At 63.0% G+C, this 19,049-nt stretch carries 19 protein-coding genes; 10 read left to right on the top strand and 9 right to left on the bottom strand.

The window, feature by feature from the left end; translation table 11 throughout:
• Nucleotides 1-128: 128 nt before the first annotated feature.
• The 6 genes from JHD73_RS04310 to JHD73_RS04335 form a co-directional block, all read right to left on the bottom strand.
• On the bottom strand, nt 129-830 hold the full coding sequence (locus JHD73_RS04310; protein WP_199028127.1) for a GntR family transcriptional regulator: 702 nt from the start codon (nt 828-830) through the stop codon (nt 129-131).
• Nucleotides 831-897: 67 nt separating this feature from the next.
• The gene (locus tag JHD73_RS04315; protein WP_199028129.1) at nt 898-1,632 is read right to left on the bottom strand and encodes an aspartate/glutamate racemase family protein; all 735 of its coding nucleotides are present in this window, start codon (nt 1,630-1,632) and stop codon (nt 898-900) included.
• An 18-nt stretch (nt 1,633-1,650) separates the two neighbouring features.
• Nucleotides 1,651-3,141: an NCS1 family nucleobase:cation symporter-1 gene (locus JHD73_RS04320; protein WP_199028131.1), complete on the bottom strand. Its 1,491-nt coding sequence runs from the start codon at nt 3,139-3,141 to the stop codon at nt 1,651-1,653.
• A gap of 197 nt (nt 3,142-3,338) precedes the next feature.
• The gene (locus JHD73_RS04325) at nt 3,339-3,773 is read right to left on the bottom strand and encodes a universal stress protein (RefSeq protein WP_199028133.1); all 435 of its coding nucleotides are present in this window, start codon (nt 3,771-3,773) and stop codon (nt 3,339-3,341) included.
• Nucleotides 3,774-3,851: 78 nt separating this feature from the next.
• The gene (locus JHD73_RS04330) at nt 3,852-4,781 is read right to left on the bottom strand and encodes a LysR family transcriptional regulator (protein WP_199028135.1); all 930 of its coding nucleotides are present in this window, start codon (nt 4,779-4,781) and stop codon (nt 3,852-3,854) included.
• Between the two features lie 16 nt (nt 4,782-4,797).
• Nucleotides 4,798-5,574 (bottom strand): hypothetical protein, encoded by a 777-nt coding sequence (locus tag JHD73_RS04335; RefSeq protein ID WP_199028137.1) that lies wholly within the window; start codon nt 5,572-5,574, stop codon nt 4,798-4,800.
• Nucleotides 5,575-5,798: 224 nt separating this feature from the next.
• Here JHD73_RS04335 and JHD73_RS04340 point away from each other — a divergent pair, with 224 nt between their 5' ends.
• From JHD73_RS04340 to JHD73_RS04355, 4 genes are all read left to right on the top strand, one after another.
• Nucleotides 5,799-6,497 carry a haloacid dehalogenase type II gene (locus tag JHD73_RS04340; RefSeq protein ID WP_199028139.1) on the top strand — a complete coding sequence of 233 codons (699 nt, stop codon included), beginning with the start codon at nt 5,799-5,801 and terminating at the stop codon, nt 6,495-6,497.
• 80 nt (nt 6,498-6,577) lie between these two features.
• The gene (gene aceB / locus JHD73_RS04345; RefSeq protein ID WP_199028141.1) at nt 6,578-8,158 is read left to right on the top strand and encodes a malate synthase A; all 1,581 of its coding nucleotides are present in this window, start codon (nt 6,578-6,580) and stop codon (nt 8,156-8,158) included.
• Nucleotides 8,159-8,269: 111 nt separating this feature from the next.
• Entirely contained in the window at nt 8,270-8,740 is a 471-nt protein-coding gene (locus JHD73_RS04350; protein ID WP_199028143.1) for an SRPBCC family protein, read from the top strand.
• A gap of 84 nt (nt 8,741-8,824) precedes the next feature.
• Complete coding sequence (locus JHD73_RS04355) at nt 8,825-10,282, top strand: DHA2 family efflux MFS transporter permease subunit (RefSeq protein ID WP_199028145.1); 1,458 nt, start codon at nt 8,825-8,827, stop codon at nt 10,280-10,282.
• 45 nt (nt 10,283-10,327) lie between these two features.
• Here the strand turns inward: JHD73_RS04355 and JHD73_RS04360 are convergent, their stop codons facing one another.
• Complete coding sequence (locus JHD73_RS04360) at nt 10,328-10,597, bottom strand: acyl-CoA-binding protein (protein ID WP_021194339.1); 270 nt, start codon at nt 10,595-10,597, stop codon at nt 10,328-10,330.
• Nucleotides 10,598-10,759: 162 nt separating this feature from the next.
• Between JHD73_RS04360 and tsaB the strand changes: the two genes are divergently transcribed.
• The 3 genes from tsaB to JHD73_RS04375 are packed head-to-tail and all read left to right on the top strand — an operon-like array spanning nt 10,760 to nt 12,824.
• Nucleotides 10,760-11,497, top strand: a complete 738-nt coding sequence (gene tsaB, locus JHD73_RS04365; RefSeq protein ID WP_199028147.1) for a tRNA (adenosine(37)-N6)-threonylcarbamoyltransferase complex dimerization subunit type 1 TsaB — start codon at nt 10,760-10,762, stop codon at nt 11,495-11,497.
• Nucleotides 11,494-12,021 carry a ribosomal protein S18-alanine N-acetyltransferase gene (rimI, locus tag JHD73_RS04370; RefSeq protein ID WP_199028149.1) on the top strand — a complete coding sequence of 176 codons (528 nt, stop codon included), beginning with the start codon at nt 11,494-11,496 and terminating at the stop codon, nt 12,019-12,021. The genes tsaB and rimI overlap by 4 nt, the downstream gene beginning before the upstream one ends.
• The gene (locus JHD73_RS04375) at nt 12,018-12,824 is read left to right on the top strand and encodes a uracil-DNA glycosylase family protein (RefSeq protein WP_199028151.1); all 807 of its coding nucleotides are present in this window, start codon (nt 12,018-12,020) and stop codon (nt 12,822-12,824) included. The genes rimI and JHD73_RS04375 overlap by 4 nt, the downstream gene beginning before the upstream one ends.
• Before the next feature lie 8 nt (nt 12,825-12,832).
• Here JHD73_RS04375 and JHD73_RS04380 read toward each other — a convergent pair whose 3' ends face one another.
• A complete protein-coding gene (locus JHD73_RS04380; protein WP_199028153.1) occupies nt 12,833-13,438 on the bottom strand; it encodes a LysE family translocator in 606 nt (201 codons plus the stop codon).
• Between the two features lie 88 nt (nt 13,439-13,526).
• On the opposite strand from JHD73_RS04380, the gene JHD73_RS04385 reads away from it, so the two are divergent.
• A complete protein-coding gene (locus JHD73_RS04385; protein WP_233176778.1) occupies nt 13,527-14,438 on the top strand; it encodes a transcriptional regulator GcvA in 912 nt (303 codons plus the stop codon).
• On the opposite strand, the gene lplT is transcribed toward JHD73_RS04385, so the two are convergent.
• On the bottom strand, nt 14,435-15,751 hold the full coding sequence (gene lplT / locus JHD73_RS04390) for a lysophospholipid transporter LplT (RefSeq protein ID WP_199028155.1): 1,317 nt from the start codon (nt 15,749-15,751) through the stop codon (nt 14,435-14,437). The two genes, JHD73_RS04385 and lplT, sit on opposite strands and share 4 nt — an antisense overlap.
• Nucleotides 15,752-16,397: 646 nt before the next feature.
• Between lplT and alr the strand changes: the two genes are divergently transcribed.
• Both alr and radA read left to right on the top strand, forming a co-directional pair.
• Nucleotides 16,398-17,522: an alanine racemase gene (gene alr / locus JHD73_RS04395; RefSeq protein ID WP_199028157.1), complete on the top strand. Its 1,125-nt coding sequence runs from the start codon at nt 16,398-16,400 to the stop codon at nt 17,520-17,522.
• A gap of 76 nt (nt 17,523-17,598) precedes the next feature.
• Nucleotides 17,599-18,969, top strand: coding sequence for a DNA repair protein RadA (radA, locus tag JHD73_RS04400; protein ID WP_199028159.1), 1,371 nt, complete (start codon nt 17,599-17,601; stop codon nt 18,967-18,969).
• Nucleotides 18,970-19,049: the final 80 nt, after the last annotated feature.

A 19,049-nucleotide genomic window follows, 5' to 3' on the forward strand; every position in this document is an offset into this window, starting at 1 on the left:
TGCCGCATGCGCGGCATTTGAGCCGCCCATCGGAGAGTTTGTAGGGCCTGCTTGCGGAACAATCCGGGCATCGCTTCATGGTCGGACCAGGGTAACTCTGGTCCGGTTTGGGTAGGAATTACCTTTTTTTATGCGCGCTTGAAAATCGATTCGAGATCCAGCGCCGACGTTGGCGTGGTATGCAGGTCCAGCGAATGCTCGATGTGCTCAAGGTGCTCGCGCATCAGGTCGTGCGCGCGTGCCGCATCGCCCGCGGTAATGGCTTCCGTGAGGGTGTCGTGCTCGTGCTCGGGGCAAGCGGGCAGGCCGGGGCGGTCGTACAGCGTGATGATCAGGCAGGTGCGCGAGACGGTCTCGCGAATCAGCCGCTCCAAGACGTGGTTGCCGGCCATCTCGGCGACGAGCACGTGGTACTCGCCGGAGAGGCGGATGGTGGCTGCGCGATCTCCGCGCTCGCGTGCGGCATGCTCTGCGGCAATGTGTTTGCGCAGGCGTGTGGCCTGAGCCGGCCTGCATGCGCGTGCCAGCATGGCAGCCAGTTCGGGTTCGATGATGCGGCGGGTCTGAAAGACGTCGCGCGCCTCCTCTACGGAGGGCTGCGCGACGAAGGCTCCTTTGTTGGGTACGAGCGTCACGAGTTGCTCATGCGCCAGCCGCGCCAGCACCTGGCGTATGCGCGGTCGGCCTGCGCCGGTGGCTTCACATAACCGCTCTTCGACCAACTTGGTGCCAGCGGCCAAGCGGTGCTCCATGATGGCCGTCAGCAGGCCTTGGTAGATCGGTTCGGCAGCAGGCTGGGTGTCGGTGGTTTCCCGTTCGGATGCGGGCATGGCGGGTGGCAGAGCGGAAGAAAAGGCGGAAGGATGCATGGTAGCAAATGCACCCTCCCGTGCCGCACTAGGCTAATGCAAACGGTGCAAGCATCCCCGTGTAGGGTTTGGGCAGCGGGCGTGCCCAATCGCCGCGCTTGCTGGTCGATAGCCGCATGCCGACCAGCGCCTCCACCAGCTTCACCGCCGCCACCACTCCGTCGATGACGGGCACGCCCAGTTCGGCGCTCAGGTCTTCGCATAGGTCGGCCATGCCGGCGCAGCCGAGCACGATGCAGTCGCTGCGGTCCTGCGCCAGTGCATCGCGGCAGGCTTGCAGGATGATGCCGCGCGCATTGGAGCCCGGCTTTTCCAGATCCAGCACCGGCAGGTCACTCGCGTGGACGTTGCGGCAGGCATGGCGCATGCCGTAGCGCTCGGCAAGGTGCCAGGCCATGCCGACAGTACGTTCCAGCGTCGTCACCACGCTGAAGCTGTTGCCGATCAGGCTGGCCATGTGCATGGCCGCTTCGGCAATGCCAATCACGGGGCCGTGCGCCAGCTCACGCGCGGCATAGAGGCCCGGATCGCCAAAGCAGGCGATGACGTAGGCATCGGCGCCGTCGCGTTCGCCGTGGCGGATTTCCTCCAGGATGCCGGGTACCGAGAGCGCTTCGTCGTAGTGGCTCTCGATGGAGGCCGGACCCATCTTGGGGCTGACCGCCGTGATGCGTGTGCCCGATGCGGCTGCAGCCTGCGCGCAGCGGCCAATCAGCGCGGTCATGCTGGTGGTTGTATTGGGGTTGATGATGCGGATGTCCATATCGATGCGTCGTGAGGGTCAATGGGCGGAGGCGAGTTGTTTGCGGCTCAGCACGGTGTAGAGCACCAGCGCAATACCCACGCCGATGAACCAGCTGTAGTTGGCCAGCCACTGCAGACGCTCGAACACCACGCACGCCATCGGGACCAGCGCGGACGGGATCATCGTCCAGACGGCTGCCGGGTTGTACCCGTTGCGGAACCAGTAGCGGCCTGTGGGGCGCAGCGTGTAGAGGTCATCCACGTGCACCTGCTGGCGGTGCACGAAGTAGTAGTCGGCAATCAGGATGCCGAACAGCGGACCGATGAAGGCGCCCAGCACGTCGATCGTGTAGTGGATCACCTCGGGGTTGTTGTAGAGGTTCCAGGGCGTGATGAAGATCGATGCCACCGCCGCGATCATGCCGCCCGTGCGCCAGCTGATGTGCTGCGGCGCCACGTTGGAGAAGTCGAAGGCCGGTGAGACGAAGTTGGCGACGATGTTGATGCCGATGGTCGCGATCATGAAGGTCAGCGCGCCGATCACCACTGCTGTCGTGCTGTCGATGCGGGCGATGACTTCCACCGGGTCGGAAATCAATTGGCCAAACACGGGCAGCGTGGCGGAGGTGGTAATGACCACCAGCAGAGCAAAGCCGAGAAAGTTGACCGGCAAGCCCCAGAAGTTGCCGCGCTTGACCGAGCCGAAGTCCTTGCCGTAGCGCGAGAAGTCACCGAAGTTGAGCATTGGGCCTGAGAAGTACGACACCACCAGCGCGATCCCGCCCAGTATCACGGGCACGGCATCCCAGCCTTCGTACTTGAGGAAGGAGAGCGTGAAGTTGATGTTTGTCCAGCCAGCCTTGTGCACCAACCACACTGCCAGCGCAATCATGACCGCATACACCGCCGGGCCAGCCCAGTCGATGAACTTGCGGATCGATTCCATGCCGTGCCAGAACACAAAGGCTTGCAGCACCCACAGCACCATGAAGGCTGACCAACCCAGCGTGGACAGGCCGACAAAGCCGTGTTGCTTCACGTCCGCGTAGGGCGCGAGTTCCGGCATGAATTTCAGTGCCAGCACCAGGAAGGCGTGCGAGGCCAGATAGGTCTGGATGCCGTACCACGCCACCGCGATCAGCCCGCGAATGATGGCCGGAATGTTGGCCCCGAGTACCCCGAACGATGCCCGGCAGATCACCGGGTACGGTGTGCCGGTGGCCTGGCTGGGTTTGGCGACAAGGTTGCAGAAGAACTGCACGATCAGGATGCCCACCAGCAGCGCAAACAACACCTGCAGGCTGGAGAGGCCCAGCGAGAACAGGCTCGCCGCCGTCAGGTAACCGCCCACGCTGTGCACGTCCGACATCCAGAACGCGAAGATGTTGTAGGTGCCCCAGGTTTGCTTGCGCAGCGGGGCGAGGTCTTCGTTGGTGAGCCGTGGGTCGTACTGTGGCTTGATGACGGCGTTGGAATGCGCGTGCGGCGGATCGCCCGCTGATGCCGCCGAAGCGGTGGTGGTGGTCATTCTGTCTTCTCCTTGGTTTATGCCGGCATGAAGTCGTGTCTGGGCCGTGCATTCATTGTGCGCAAAAATGTACACAATAATATTTAATTTTGTGTACAAAGTTGTATACGTGGATAAGCCAAGAGTCAAGAACAAAAAGAAAGCCGCCCGGTAAGGGGCGGCTGCATGTCGATGGAATACTGTCTTCTGGAAGCGGCTCAGCGATAGACGATCACTGGAATCTCGGTGTGTGTGAGCACCTTCTGCGTCTCGCTGCCGAGCAGCAGTCCGGCCAGTCCGCGCCGGCCATGCGAGGCCATGAAGATGACATCACAGCCGTGGCGTTCGGCCGCATCGATGATGCCCATGTAGGGCACGGCAAAGCAGCTCATGTCGGTATCGCAGTCGATGCCAGCGCTGCGTGCGGCGTCTTCCACGTCCTTGAGCACCACGCGCGCCTGGGCTTCAACGCGTTCCTTGAATGCCTGAGGGGTCTCCACGACGATCTCGGAGAAGGGCGTGTAGGGGTATTCCTCCAGGCACGTATAGGCCGTCAGGCGCGCGCCAAGCGTTTTGGCAAAGTCGAGCGCGCCCGCCACCGCCTTGCGCGACAGCTCGGAACCATCGGTCGGGATGAGGATGTGCTGGAACATGCGGCCTCCTTGGTTGGGTGGATACGCGTTGTCTTGATTGTAGGCCGCGTGCAATGTTCCACCCATCCGGAGTGATCGCTAGTCCATCCCGATGAGGGCATCGGCCCGGCGCCAGTAGGCCGGGTTACCGTAGGTGTTCTTGAGGAAATCGATGAAGAGCCGCACACGCAGCGGCAGATGCTTGCGCTGCGGAAACACAGCGTGGATCCCGATCGGCGGTGCCTCGAACGCATCCAACACCGTCACCAGCTTGCCCGTGGCGATGTCGTGGCCGACCTCCCACCACGAGCGCCATGCCAGGCCGTAGCCCTGCACGCACCATTCGCGCAGCACGGCGCCGTCGGTGCATTCCATCGTGCCCGATACCTTCACGGTGACGGTCTTGCCGCCTTGCTGGAAGACCCAGCCGCGCTGCACGTTGGCGCTGGCGCCAAAGGCCAGGCAGTTGTGGCCCGAGAGCTGCTCCACCTGGGTTGGCACGCCATGGCGCTCCAGATAGACAGGTGCGGCTACCACGACGCGGCGGTTCTCCCACAGGCGGATCGATACCAGGCTTGAGTCGGGCAGATCACCCAGGCGGATGGCGCAGTCGAACCCTTCATTGACGAGGTCGACGACGCGGTCGCCCAGGTCCAGCGTCATCGACACATCCGGATGTGCTTCGATGAAGTCCGGCACCATCGGCGCGACGTGGCGACGGCCGAAGCCGGCCGGGGCCGTGATCCGCAGGTGGCCGCTGGCCTTCACGCCGCCGGCAGAGACGCTGGCCTCGGCGTTATGCAGGTCGTTGAGGATGCGCTGGCAATCCTCCAGGAACGCCGAGCCTTCAAAGGTGAGGGTGATGCGCCGCGTGGTGCGCACCAGCAGCTTCACGCCCAGGCGCTCCTCCAACGCATCGATGCGGCGCCCGATGATGGCCGGTGCCACACCTTCAGCGGCGGCCGCAGAAGACAGACTGCCGCGCGTGGCCACGGCGACAAAGGTTTCGAGTTGCTTGAAGTGATCCATTCTGATGCCAGCGCTGTTAGGCGGGGAGTTCCGTCGATGTCGATGTCCGGCGCAAGCGCCATTGCGCCAGACCGATTTCTAGTGCCGCCAGGGCCAGCCAAAAGAGGCAATGCAACCCGATGCCGCGATAAAGCGCAATGAAGAATGCATGTATCCGCTCGGCCAGGATACTCGCCACGAATTCTCCGTCAGCCAGTGATGCCAGGGATTGGCGCAGCGCAATGCGCGTGGTTTGCGCATCGATATGAGCGAGTTTCTGCAGGCGCTCCACCAGCACGTCCTTGATTGTTTCCCGAAACGCGTGTGTCCCCAGTAGTGCGGCACCCGCCGCAGCCAGTTGCCGCAGCGCGCCATTCCCCATGGCCTCCGGTGCCTGCGCGGCTTGGTCAACGGCGACGTCCACCACATGCTCAATGGAAACCGTGGACAGCTGTGGATGCTGTTCAAGCAGCGATTGCAGTTGCACCTGCATCGTGCCAAGCGTCTGCTGCGTCAATGTCCGGATGACGGGGCGAGCGGTCTTCAGGTGTTCGGCCAATGTGCCTTCCACGCACAGGGCCAATGCGGCTTGCATCGCGCAGATTGCCAGCACGATAGGCAGATACAGGAAATGCAGGCGTGCCACCCAACGCCCGATCCGAGTGCGCCGACGCAGCAGCCCGGCACGATGCAGCCCCCATGCCACCATGACGCCCAGCACCAGACCGGCCAGCAGCGCCAGTGCGGCGTACAGCATCAGTTTTGCGACCGGCACGAACTGTGCAATCGACCAGAATTGGGCCCACAGAGACATAGGAGTTGGAATGTATCGGAAAGCGTGGGATTGTGACGAATATAAAGGTTATCACTCGTCATTCCGATGGTAAAAGTTAAAGATCAAGTGACCATTGCCGTCTTTGTGCGGTGCGTCACCTTTTCTACAATGGCCCTCGTTGCGAAGGTCGGAGAGGCGTTCTGTGTAATAGAACAAGCGGAGCGTGCGACCCTCGGTTACGTGGAGCTTCGTGGGGCTTGTCTATGAGTTCGATTCGCGCGGTGGTCTTCGACGCCTATGGCACGTTGTTCGACGTGTATTCCGTAGCTGCGCGCGCCGAGCAACTCTTTGCCGGCAAGGGCGAGGCGCTGTCGGTGCTCTGGCGTGACAAGCAGATCGACTACACGCGCATCCGCTCGCTGGCGGGCCCCTCGGGCGAGCACTACAAGCCTTTCTGGGACATCACCATCGATGCGCTGCGCTATGCGGCGGCACGCCTGGGGCTGCCCCTGTCGGAGCATGACGAAGCCACGCTGATGCGCGAGTATGCGTGTTTGTCGGCGTTTCCCGAGAACGTGCCCGCGCTGCGCCGCCTGCGCGAGATGGGATTGCCGCTGGGCATCCTCTCCAACGGCAATCCGCAGATGTTGGACATCGCCGTCAAGAGTGCGGGCATGTCGGGGCTGTTCGACCACGTGCTCTCGGTCGACGTGGTCAAGCTCTACAAGACCGCGCCGCAAGCTTACGCGCTGGCACCGCAAGCCTTTGGCGTGCCGGCTGAACAGATTCTCTTTGTGTCGTCCAACGGCTGGGATGCCTGCGGGGCGACGTGGTACGGCTTCACGACCTTCTGGATCAATCGCCTGGGGCATCCGCCCGAGGTGCTCGACGTGGCACCCACCGCAGCCGGGCACGACATGCGCGATCTGCTGCAATTTGTACAGGCAAGGCAACTGACGTAAGGCATCTCAAATCGGCCCAGCCATAGGGCCAAAGCAAGACAAAACGCGTTCAACCCTCACATCATCCTCTGGAGAAAACCATGGCGCTCACGCTGCCCCAAGGCATGGAGATCAAGGCCGAGATCCTGCCGGCCTACGAAGACATTCTGACCCCCGAAGCACTGGCGCTGGTTGCCAAGCTGCACCGTGCCTTCCAGCCGCGCCGCAAAGAGCTGCTGGCTGCCCGTGTCGAGCGCGCCAAGCGCCTGGACGCCGGCGAGCGCCCGGACTTCCTGGCTGAAACCAAGGCCATCCGTGAAGGCGATTGGAAGGTCGCGCCGATCCCGCGGGCGCTGCATTGCCGCCGTGTGGAAATCACCGGCCCGGTGGATGCCAAGATGGTCATCAACGCGTTCAACTCGGGCGCGGACAGCTACATGACCGACTTCGAGGATTCGAATTCGCCCAACTGGCACAACCAGATCCAGGGTCAGGTCAACCTGAAGGCCGCCATCCGCCGCACGCTCACGCTGGAGCAGAACGGCAAGACGTACAAGCTCAACGACAAGGTCGCCACCCTGCAGGTGCGTCCGCGCGGCTGGCATCTGGACGAAAAGCACGTGCTGATCGACGGTGAACGCGTCTCCGGCGGCATCTTCGACTTCGCACTGTTCCTGTTCCACAACGCCCGCGAACAGATCGCCCGCGGCGCCGGCCCGTTCTTCTACCTGCCGAAGATGGAAAGCCATCTGGAAGCACGCCTGTGGAACGACATCTTCGTGATGGCCCAGAACGAGATCGGCCTGCCGCAAGGCACGATCAAGGCCACCGTGCTGATCGAAACCATCCTCGCGGCGTTCGAGATGGAAGAAATCCTGTACGAACTGCGCGAGCACAGCGCGGGCCTGAACGCCGGCCGTTGGGACTACATCTTCTCGTGCATCAAGAAGTTCAAGGTCGACAAGAACTTCTGCCTGGCTGATCGCGCCAAGGTGACGATGACCTCGCCGTTCATGCGCGCCTACGCGTTGCTGCTGCTCAAGACCTGCCACAAGCGCGGCGCGCCCGCCATCGGCGGCATGAGCGCGCTGATCCCGATCAAGAACGATCCGGAGAAGAACGCCATCGCCATGGCCGGCATCATCAACGACAAGAAGCGCGACGCGACCGACGGCTACGACGGCGGCTGGGTGGCTCACCCGGGTCTGGTCGAACCGGCGATGAAGGAATTCGTGGCTGTGCTGGGCGACAAGTTGAACCAGTTCGAGAAGCAGCGCCCGGACGTGGAAGTGAAGGCCGCTGACCTGCTGGACTTCCAGCCGGAAACGCCGATCACCGAAGCTGGCCTGCGCATGAACATCAACGTGGGTATCCACTATCTGGGTGCCTGGCTGGCTGGTAACGGCTGCGTGCCCATCCACAACCTGATGGAAGATGCCGCCACGGCGGAAATCTCCCGCTCGCAGGTGTGGCAGTGGATCCGCTCGCCCAAGGGCAAGCTGGAAGACGGCACGAAGGTCACGGCTGACCTCGTGCGCAAGCTGATCCCGGAAGAATTGGCCAAGGTGAAGGAGACGGGCGCGGTAGGCCACTTTGACCGCGCTGCAGTGATCTTCGAACAAATGTCGACGTCGGAAAACTTTGAAGAATTCCTGACGCTGCCGCTGTACGAAGAGATCTGACGCTAAGCGACGCTTGGGTCGCAATGGAAACGCCGGTTGGGGCAACCCGCCGGCGTTTTTTCATTTTTCCGCTGCCGCGCGATAATGTCAGGAAATTTTGCGGAGGCCGCTTTGCGCTTTGAACACCTGGTGGAAGTCAACGATCCACTGAACCCCCTCATCGACACGCTGACGCTGAACCAGATCTGGCAAGGCCTGGTGCTGCGCGTGCGGGAACAGACTGAATTTGTCGAAAGCCTGGACGAATGCATCATCACTGCGGAAGGCGATGGCTGGATCGAGCGAGAGCTGCGTTTCGGCAAGGCGCGCATTCAGGATCGCGTGACCCTCGAACCGCACAAGCGCGTGACCTATACGACCGCAGCCACGGGCGAGCACGCTGGCGGCTCGCTCACCATGACGATCGAGACAAACGACGCCAATGCGACGTTCATCCGCTTCGTCTACGACACCACGCTGCCCAGCGCCGATGAAACGGGCGACACGCGCTATTCCGAGATCGTCAAATCGGCCTATCGCGAAAGCGATATCGATACCGTGCGCCGCATTCGTGAGATTGCCGCCACTGGCCGCCTCGGCTAATTGCTTCACCGCCCGCCTGATGCGTGGAGGACGCACCGGGCAGGGTTTGTCCCCCAAGTCGTCTCACATCACTAGAACGAGACCATGACGACATTTACGCCCACCCTGGAGGCCCTGCGTGCTCGCTACGGCGAGCGCTTCAAGTGGCTCGTATTGTTCACGCTGATGGTGGGCGCGGTGTCGTCCGTCATCTCGGCCACCATCGTCAATGTGGCGATTCCCGATCTGAGCCGGCATTTCGTTCTCGGGCAGGAGCGCGCGCAGTGGGTGTCCGCCAGCTTCATGGTGGCGATGACGCTGGCGATGCTGCTCACGCCGTGGCTGCTATTGCGCTTCGGCCTGCGACGTACTTTTGTCGGGGCGTTGTTGCTGCTCGGGCTGGGCGGATTGGCCGGGGGGCTGTCGCCCAACTACGAGGTGATGATCGCCATGCGGGTGGTGGAAGGCATTGCCGCTGGCGTCATGCAGCCGTTGCCCAATATCCTGATCCTGCGCGTGTTTCCTGAGCGGGAGCAGGGCAAGGCGTTCGGTCTGTTCGGTTTTGGTGTGGTGCTGGCGCCAGCGGTGGGCCCAAGCGTGGGCGGCTTTCTGGTGGAGCTGTTCGGCTGGCGCTCGATCTTTTTCGTGGTGGTGCCGTTCACGCTGCTGGGCTGGGTGATGGCGCGGCGCTTCATGGCGCTCAATTCATCCATGGCGGGGGAGCCCAAGCCGCTCGATTGGCGAGGTCTGCTGCTGATCGGCGCGGCCACGGTGTCGCTGCTCAACGGGCTTGTGGCGCTGCATTCCGATGCCGTACATGGTGTCATGCTGATGGCCGTGGCGGCAGCATGTGTGGTGGGTTTCATCTTCTGGCAGCGGCGGGTGGAGTCGCCATTGCTGGATCTGCGGCTGTTCAGCTACCGGCAGTTTGCGATGGGGGCGGTGGTCGCCTTTATCTACGGAGCGGGGTTGTACGGCTCGACGTATCTGGTGCCGGTGTATATGCAGGTGGCACTGGCCTATGCGCCGTCGCGTGCGGGGCTGGTCTTGCTGCCGGCCGGGTTGGTGCTGGCCGTGACGATCATCCTGGCGGGGCGCCTGACCAATCGCATCGAGCCGTTCCGGCTAGTGTCGTTCGGGTTGGCTGCGCTGGCAGTGTCCTTCTTCCTGATGGCCACCAACACCCGCGCGACGAGCTATTTGTTGCTGATCGCCATTGCCGTTGTTGGCCGGATCGGGCTGGGTTTCGTGCTGCCATCATTGAGCCTGGGTGCCATGCGCGGTGTGGATTTCACACTGATCCCGCAGGGTTCCAGCGCCGTCAATTTCCTGCGCCAGCTCGGCGGGGCGATTGGCGTGTCGGCCACGGGCATCTTCCTGCAATGGCGGCTCGCGTCACGCGGCATTGAGACCATCCATGGCGCCGCGGTTGATCCGGAAGCACGCATTCTCGCCTTCGATGAGACATTCATCTTCCTTGGCACACTGTGCGCACTGGCGGTGCTGGCTGCGTGGCGCATGCGGCGGCGCGAGGTGGCATCCGCCATTCCCGCCGCGCAATAAAAAAACCGGGCACAAGGCCCGGTTTTTCGTCTGACGAGGCAACGATCAGGTCGTCGCGCCGCTCTTCAGTTCTTCGACGAGGTCGATGTACTTCTGCTTGGCGTCGTCTTGCGAGGTGCCCTTCAGGCCTTCCCACGCTTCAAACTTGTAGCGGCCGACGATGTCGGTGAAGCCCGGCTTGTCGCCGTGCGCATCGCCTTCGCTGCCTTGCTTGAAGAGGGCGTACAGACGCAGCAGCGTCATGTTGGCGGGGCGCTCGGAGAGGCCCTTGACGTCGATCTGGGCTTGGTCGAAACGGGCTTGCAGGTCGCTCATGATGATTCCCGGCTGAAAACAATGGTCCGGCGATGATAGCGCCGGGGTCGCGCGGTCGGGCCGTTTGAATTCGAGGATGCCTTCGGTTTTCCGCTCACGTTTGCCCATAGGGTGGTGTCGGTTTGCGCATTCAGCCGTCACACCAGCCGGTACAATGCCGCCATGCCCTGGATTCTTGCTTTCGATACCTCCACCGAGTTCTGTTCCGTCGCCCTTGGTGACGGCACGCGCACGCTGTTCCGCCATGAGCACACCGGCGCGCGCTCCAGCAGCCGTGTGCTGCCGGCCGCCGGCGAATTGCTGGCCGAGGCCGGCATCGCCCTGGCCGATTGTGCAGCGATTGCCTTTGGCGCAGGGCCCGGCTCCTTTACTGGGCTGCGTACTGCTTGCGGTGTCGCGCAGGGTCTGGCGTTTGGCGCCGACTTGCCGGTGGTGCCGGTCAACTCCCTGGTGGCATGCGCGGAGCAGACACGAACAACATTGCCAGCCGGTACGGCGGTGACGGTTGCACTCGATGCGCGGATGGACGAGTGCTACTGGGCCAGCTTCGTCCCCGCCCATGCTGCACAGGATGCTTCGGGCTGGCATGCGCTTTCGGCCATCCAGGTGGGCGCCCCACAGACCGTGATCGCGCCGTCGCAGCCATATTGGCTGGTCGGCAATGCTGCCACGGTATTCGGCGATCAACTGGCCGCTGCGACCGGCGCGGCCGCCGTGCTGCCCGAGGTGGCGCCGCATGCGCGCGAGATCGTCATGCTCGGGTTGCGCCTGCTGGCTGCCGGCCACACGGTCCGCCCCGAGGATGCCGCTCCGCTGTATGTGCGTGACAAGGTTGCACTCACCATCGAAGAGCGCCAGGCCGTACAGCAGGCCAAGGCTGCGGCAGGACTCCGCGCATGAGCCTGATCGACAACGCATTGGCCAGTGTGACTGCGCAAACGCCGCTGCCGGCTGGCTGGCGTACCGAACGCATGACGGCGCTGGACCTGAGCGGCGTGGCTGCCATCGAGCAAGTCGCGTTTGCGTTTCCCTGGTCGCGCGGTAACTTCGAGGACTCGCTCAAGTCGGGTCACGTTGGCATCGTGCTGCGTGATGGTGGCAACGAAGTCGCGGGCTATCTGATCCTGATGCCGGTAGTTGACGAGATGCACCTGCTGAACGTGACGGTGGCCCCCGTCTGGCAGCGGCAGGGGCTGGGGCGTTGGCTACTGCGTCTGGCAGTGGCGCTGACGCTTGCACATGGTTTCAGCAGCCTGCTACTGGAAGTGCGGCCGTCCAATACCGGCGCGATTGCGCTGTATCGCCGTGTCGGGTTTGCCGAGATTGGCCGCCGCAAGCGCTATTACCCGGCCGAGAACAACACGCGCGAAGATGCGCTCGTCATGCGCATCGTCTGTGAAGCAAGCGGGGTGGAGGCAGCATGAATCGTCGATCTCGCATGCTGGAGGCGCTGGGCGTTTCCAGCGAATGGGTACTGCGCGGCGCCGAGCCGGCCGGGGTGGAGGTTGCTGAGATCGTCGAGGTTGCCGTTACTGAACCGGTTGCCGCTGAGGTTGCGGTGGCGGCCCAGGAACTCGCTGTCGCGCGCGCCGAGGTGCATGAAGTGGCTCATGCAACCGATGCGCCGAACGACGCTGCCGCGCCCCGCGCGCAACGCATTGCAGCGTTTGACTGGGCACAGCTGGAAGACGCCGTTTCCAACTGCACATCGTGCAAGTTGTGCGAGCGTCGCACCAACACGGTCTTTGGTGTCGGTGACCGCCAGGCCGAGTGGATGCTGATCGGCGAGGCCCCAGGCGAGAACGAAGATAAGCAAGGTGAGCCCTTTGTCGGTCAGGCCGGCAAGCTGCTCGACAGCATGCTGCGCGCTGTGGGCCTCTCGCGTGAGAAAGGCGTGTTCATCGCCAATGTGCTCAAGTGCCGTCCGCCCGGCAATCGTGATCCGGAACCGGATGAAGCGGCGATGTGCGATCCGTATCTCAAGCGCCAGATTGCGCTGGTCAAGCCCCGCATCATCGTTGTGCTGGGCCGCGTTGCCGCGCAGAACCTGCTGCAGACACAGACGGCTGTGAGCAAGCTGCGCGGCAAGGTGCACGAGGTGGAAGGCGTGCCCGTGGTGGTGACGTATCACCCGGCTTACCTGTTGCGCACGCTCACTGACAAGGCCCGCGCGTGGGAAGACCTGTGCCTCGCGCGCAAGGTCTATGCAGAGCACGGTGGCCAATAGCATCGCACTCAGGTGAGGGCGACATACGTTGCCACGCCGAGCATGCACAGCCCGAATATCCATCCCTGAATGCGCAGCGCCCGCGGTGAGCGCAAGCGCTGCAGCACGACCTTGCCGCCCGCAATCCACGGAAAGTGGCACGCCACGCAAACGACCAAGAAGGCCGCCGTGAGCAGCATCACCTGCGTTGCCATGCCCGCACCAGGCTTGAGGAACTGCGCGAACATCACGACGATCATCGAGTGGATCTTCGGGTTGACCATGACGCAGAAGAAGCCCGCACCGAAACCCAGGCACGAGGTATCGCGCTCTTCCGCAGTGCCCTTGGCCGACGGCATCAGGAAGCCCTTGGCGAGATAGAGCAGATACAGCACGCCTACCCATTTCAACGCTTGTTCGATGGCCGGATAGTCGTGCAGCACGCGGCCGAGCCCGAGGCCGTAGATCAGACACAGCACCAGGTTGGCGGCTTCAAAGCCTAGCCAGAACGGTACCGAGCCGCGAATGCCGAAGCGCCCGCCAGTGGTCGCCAGCAATGTGTTGCCCGGGCCAGGGCTGATGACCATCGGAATGGCGTAGCCAAAAAAGGCGGCCCACAGTTCCCAAGCGAGCATGGTGTCGATCTCCAATGGCGATGGCGCGGTGTGCGCCGAAACCGTCATTAGACGGGCCACGCGATGTGGTGCAAAACGATCTATCCTCATGGCTTCGATCAACCTGGGTTATCGAGCAAACACGATGCGACGACTGCCGCCGTTGGGGGCGCTGCGGGCTTTCGAGGCAGCCGCGCGCCACCTGAGCTTCACCCGCGCTGCTGCGGAGCTCTGCGTTACGCAAGCGGCTATCAGCCATCAGGTGCGGCAGTTGGAGGACTGGCTTGGCTTGAAGCTGTTTGCCCGGCGTGGTCATGCGCTGACGTTGACGGTGGAAGGGGGCAGTTATCTATCCGAGCTGACGCATCTGTTCGACGGTCTGGCGGAGGCGACTGCGCGCTTGAGCGGGCGCTCGCAAGATACGCTGCGCATCACCGCGTTGCCGTCGTTTGCGTCACGCTGGTTGCTGCCGAGGCTGGGCGGCTTCCGCGCGCAGCATCCGGAGATCGAGCTGAAACTGACTACCTCCACCACGCTGTGGGCCCACACCGACGACAGCTTCGACATTGGCATCCGCTCGGGGCTGGGCCGCTGGCCCGGCCTGAAAGCCGACCTCATCGCACGTGAGTACCTGAGCCCCGTGTGCAGCCCGGCGTTGCGCGAATCATTGGCAGCGCCGACCGACCTGCGCCATGCCACGCTGCTGCATGACGAACCCAAGGGCGCTTGGCGCGCTTGGTTCGAGCACGCCGGTGTGACCCCGCCCCGGCGGACATCGGGCGTGGTCTTCAACGATGCGGGGATGGTCCTGCAGGCGGCCGTAGAGGGCCAGGGCGTGGCGTTGGGCCGGTTGCTGCTTGCTGCGGATGATCTGGCGGCCGGGCGGCTGGTGCAGCCGTTCGACGTGAGCATGCCGAACGACTTCAGCTACTGGCTGGTGTATCCGCGTGCCTCGGCTGGGCGGCCTGAGGTGGCGGCGTTTCGCGCGTGGCTCCTGGCGGAGGCGCGCGGCAACGCTTAGTGGTGCTTATCCTCGCCGATGAGGGCGGCGGTATGGAACAGCTTCTCGTTGATACGGTGCCGGCGCATCACCAGCGCCATCGTGATGCATACGAAGATGCCGAACGATACGATCACGATGCTCACCGGCACGTTGAACTTGATGAGCAGTGCGTACAGGCACAGCATCAGCAGCACCGAAACGTTCTCGTTGAAGTTCTGCACGGCGATCGAGTGGCCCGCCGAGAGCAGCACGTGCCCACGGTGCTGCAGCAGCGCATTCATCGGCACCACGAAGAAGCCCGACATTGCGCCCACGACCATCAAGAACAGGTAGGCGATCAGCATGTACAGCGGCAACTTGAACTCGCCGATGTGGAACGTGACTTCGGGAACCGTGTGCTTGGTGTAGAACGCCATCAGCATGACGACCGCGCCCATCGCCACGCCCACCGGCAACACATCGAGCGAGCGGCGCAGCGGGATCTTCACCGCAGCCGCCATGGCGCCGGCGGCCACGCCCACGGCCACCACGGCCTGCAGGATGGCGCCCTGCGACAGGTTCAACTCAAGCGATTGCTCCGCCCACTTCAGCACGATGAACTGCAACGTGGCGCCTGCGCCCCAGAACAGTGTCGTCACCGCCAGCGAGATCTGGCCCAGTCGGTCGCGCCACAGCGCGTTGAAGCAGTCGGCAAATTCGGAGATCAGGCGTACCGGGTTCTTCTCTTGCTGCGGGTAGCGCGCACCCGTGTCGGGAATGCGCAGATTGAACAGCGCCGCGATCAGGTAGATTGCCATGATGACGAGCATGGCCGCTTCCGCGGGCGTGTCGATGGCTTCCAAGCCGGGAATATCAAACGCCAACAGCCACGTCGACACATGCTTGGAGATCAGCGCACCGCCCAGCACCGTGCCAAGGATGATCGAACTGACCGTAAGGCCTTCGATCCAGCCGTTGGCGGCAACCAGTTTTTCTGGGGGAAGCAGCTCGGTGAGGATGCCGTACTTGGCCGGAGAATATGCCGCCGCGCCAAAGCCCACGACGCCATATGCAAGCAGCGGATGCACGCCGGTGAGCATGACGCCGCAGCCGATAAGTTTGATGGCATTGGTGATGAGCATCACGCGGCCCTTGGGCCGGGAGTCTGCAAAGGCGCCCACGAAGGCGGCAAGCAGAACGTAAGAGAGCACGAAGAACAGTTTGAGCAGCGGGGTCATCCACTGCGGCGCATGCATCTCTGTCAGAAGGGCGATGGCGGCGATGAGCAGCGCATTGTCGGCGAGCGACGAAAAAAACTGCGCCGCCATGATGGTGTAAAAGCCCTTCTTCATACCTTCGAATTCGTCCCCGTAGAGCGCGGTGCCAATCCCGTCTTCACGACGCGCAGGCGCGGTGCCGGCGTGCGGAAGCTTCCCTCCCAGGCAGCCGGCTGCGCGATGCATCGGCTGACCGGCCGTGCAGCGCACAGGTGCGCGAGTGCGGCATGCATGCCGCCGCCCGCGCAGGCTCCCCTGGCTGTGGTTCCCTTTACCGGGCCGGTTCGGTGCTGCAAGACATGCATCGCCGGGCAACGGTGGGAATCTTCACTGACAGGCGTCCGAGGCATGCGTTCCGCTCGGTGCGTCTTTTGGTCTCGCCTGCGCACATGGTCAAACCGGGTGCGATGCAGTCACGCAAAAAGAAGTGGCTGTTGCCCAACTTTCCTTATGCATCCAATGCATCACGTATGTTTTCCCATGCCTAAATTGAACGGCTTTATAACATGAAACTTGTGCGCTTCCGGTGACGGCGGCGCACTTTCTTTTTGGCCGATCGGCCCTCGGGCGCGAACCAGTTGGCGTCCTGTGGTCAAATAGAACGCTGATCGCTCGGGGCTGGCCGCTACGCGTTTGCCAGCCTCGCACTATTTATTGCATTGCAACATCGATGCCGCGCCACAAGCGCGCCATCGCTCCAACGTTCTGCAGGTTTGCCGTCATGCCAAGACCCATTCAGGCCGTCATCCACGGCCCCGCACTTGCCAACAATCTCCAGGTTGCCCGCCGTTATGCCCCGAATTCGCGCGTGTGGGCTGTCGTCAAGGCCAATGCTTACGGTCACGGTATCGAGCGCGCCTACGAAGGCCTGCGCCAGGCCGATGGTTTCGGGCTGCTCGATCTCGATGAGGCCGTCCGTGTGCGCCAGCTTGGCTGGCAGGGGCCGGTTCTACTGTTGGAGGGCTTCTTCAAGCCTGAAGACCTCGCCATCGTCGAGCAATATCGTCTGACCACCACCGTCCACAGTGAAGACCAGTTGCGCATGCTGGAGTTGGCCCGTCTGAAAGGGCCCATCAGCGTGCAGCTCAAGATCAACACCGGCATGAGCCGCCTCGGCTTCATGCCTGCGGCTTACCGTGCCGCGTGGGAACGTGCCCGCGCCATCTCCGGCGTCGGCACCATCGTCCACATGACGCATTTTTCCGATGCGGATGGCCCGCGCGGCATTGAGCACCAGCTCGCTGCCTTCGAGCTGGCTACGCAAGGGTTGCCGGGCGAGGCCTCGCTGTCGAACTCCGCCGCCACGCTGTGGCACCCGAAAGCGCACCGCGAGTGGGTGCGCCCAGGCGTGATCATGTACGGCGCCTCCCCGACGGGCCTGGCCAGCGACATTGACGGCACGGGCCTCATGCCGGCCATGTCGCTCAAGAGTGAACTGATCGCCATTCAGGATCTGCTGCCCGGCGACACCATTGGCTATGGCTCGCGCTTTGTCGTAGAGCGCCCGATGCGCATCGGCGTAGTGGCATGCGGCTATGCAGACGGCTACCCGCGCCATGCTCCGGGTTGGGGTGGCCAGTTCACGCCGGTGCTGGTTGACGGCGTGCGCACGCACACTGTGGGGCGTGTGTCGATGGACATGATTACCGTCGATCTGTCGGGTCTGCCGAACGCCCGCGTTGGCACGCCCGTCACGCTGTGGGGCGAAGGTCTGCCCATCGATGATGTGGCACATGCCGCAGGCACCGTCGGTTATGAGCTGATGTGCGCGGTGGCTCCACGCGTGCCCGTTACCGTTGAGCCGGTTGAAACGGCTGACGCAGGCGAGCTCGGCAAGGCAGCCTGAGCGCCGCACCAGGTTACACGAATACGAAGGTCAAGCGGCCGCCCAGCAGGCGTAGCGGCCGCAAGCAGGGGGTTGTTTGGCCAAAAGCAAGACGGTCTATACGTGCACCGAGTGCGGTGGCACGGCGCCGAAATGGGCGGGACAGTGCCCGCATTGCCAGCAATGGAACACGCTGGTGGAAACCGTAGCGCAGCCGACGTCCGGCGCGGGTGCGCGTTTTCAGTCGTTGGCATCGAGCGCGACGGTACGCAAGCTGTCGGAGATCGACGCAGAAGACGTACCGCGCTTCTCCAGCGGTATCGATGAGTTTGACCGCGTGCTGGGCGGCGGCCTAGTAGGCGGCGGCGTGGTGCTGATCGGCGGCGATCCGGGCATCGGCAAGTCGACGCTCCTGCTGCAGGCGCTGTCCAACCTGTCGGCCTCGCGCCGTGTGCTGTATGTGAGCGGTGAAGAGTCTGGTTCGCAGATTGCACTGCGTGCGCACCGTCTCGGCATCGATAGCCAGAATCTGGCGTTGCTGGCAGAGATTCAACTTGAACGCATCCAGGCGACCATCGAGACGGAAAAGCCCGAAGTCGTCGTTATCGATTCCATTCAGACGCTGTATTCGGAGGCGTTGACCTCCGCGCCGGGCTCCGTGGCCCAGGTGCGCGAATGCGCGGCACAACTCACCCGTATTGCCAAGCGGCTGGACGTGACTACCATCCTGGTCGGCCATGTGACCAAGGAGGGCGCATTGGCGGGCCCGCGCGTGCTGGAGCACATCGTCGATACGGTGCTGTATTTCGAGGGCGATACGCATTCGTCCTACCGGCTGGTGCGCGCGTTCAAGAACCGCTTTGGCGCCGTCAACGAGCTGGGCGTGTTTGCGATGACGGAGAAGGGCTTGCGCGGCGTGGCGAATCCGTCGGCGCTGTTTCTGTCGCAGCATGAACAGGTGGTGCCAGGCTCATGCGTGCTGGTAACGCAAGAGGGCACGCGGCCGCTGCTGGTGGAAATCCAGGCGCTGGTAGATACAGCCAATGTGCCGAACCCGCGCCGCTTGGCGGTGGGTCTGGAACAGAACCGTCTGGCGATGCTGCTGGCGGTTCTGCATCGCCACGCGGGCATCGCGTGCTTTGATCAGGACGTGTTCCTCAATGCCGTGGGCGGGGTAAAGATCACCGAGCCGGCGGCGGATTTGGCGGTGCTGCTGGCGATCCATTCGTCGATGCGCAACAAGCCGCTGCCGCGTGGGCTGGTGGTGTTTGGTGAGATCGGTCTGGCGGGTGAGATTCGTCCCACACCGCGCGGCCAGGAGCGGTTGAAGGAGGCGGCCAAACTGGGTTTTTCGATTGCTGTCATCCCAAAATCGAATGCACCCAAGCAGCCGATCGACGGGCTGGAGGTGATTGCCGTTGAGCGCATTGAACAGGCGATTGATCGTGTGCGGGCGCTGGAAGCCTGATCCTTCAAAAATTCGCAACGATGTCGCTCGCACCATTTGAAAATGCACGTGCCGTTGCAATGCGATAATCCGCCAACTTT

It is taken from the genome of Ralstonia sp. ASV6 (genome assembly GCF_016429285.1).
In the GTDB taxonomy this organism is placed as follows: domain Bacteria; phylum Pseudomonadota; class Gammaproteobacteria; order Burkholderiales; family Burkholderiaceae; genus Ralstonia; species Ralstonia flaminis.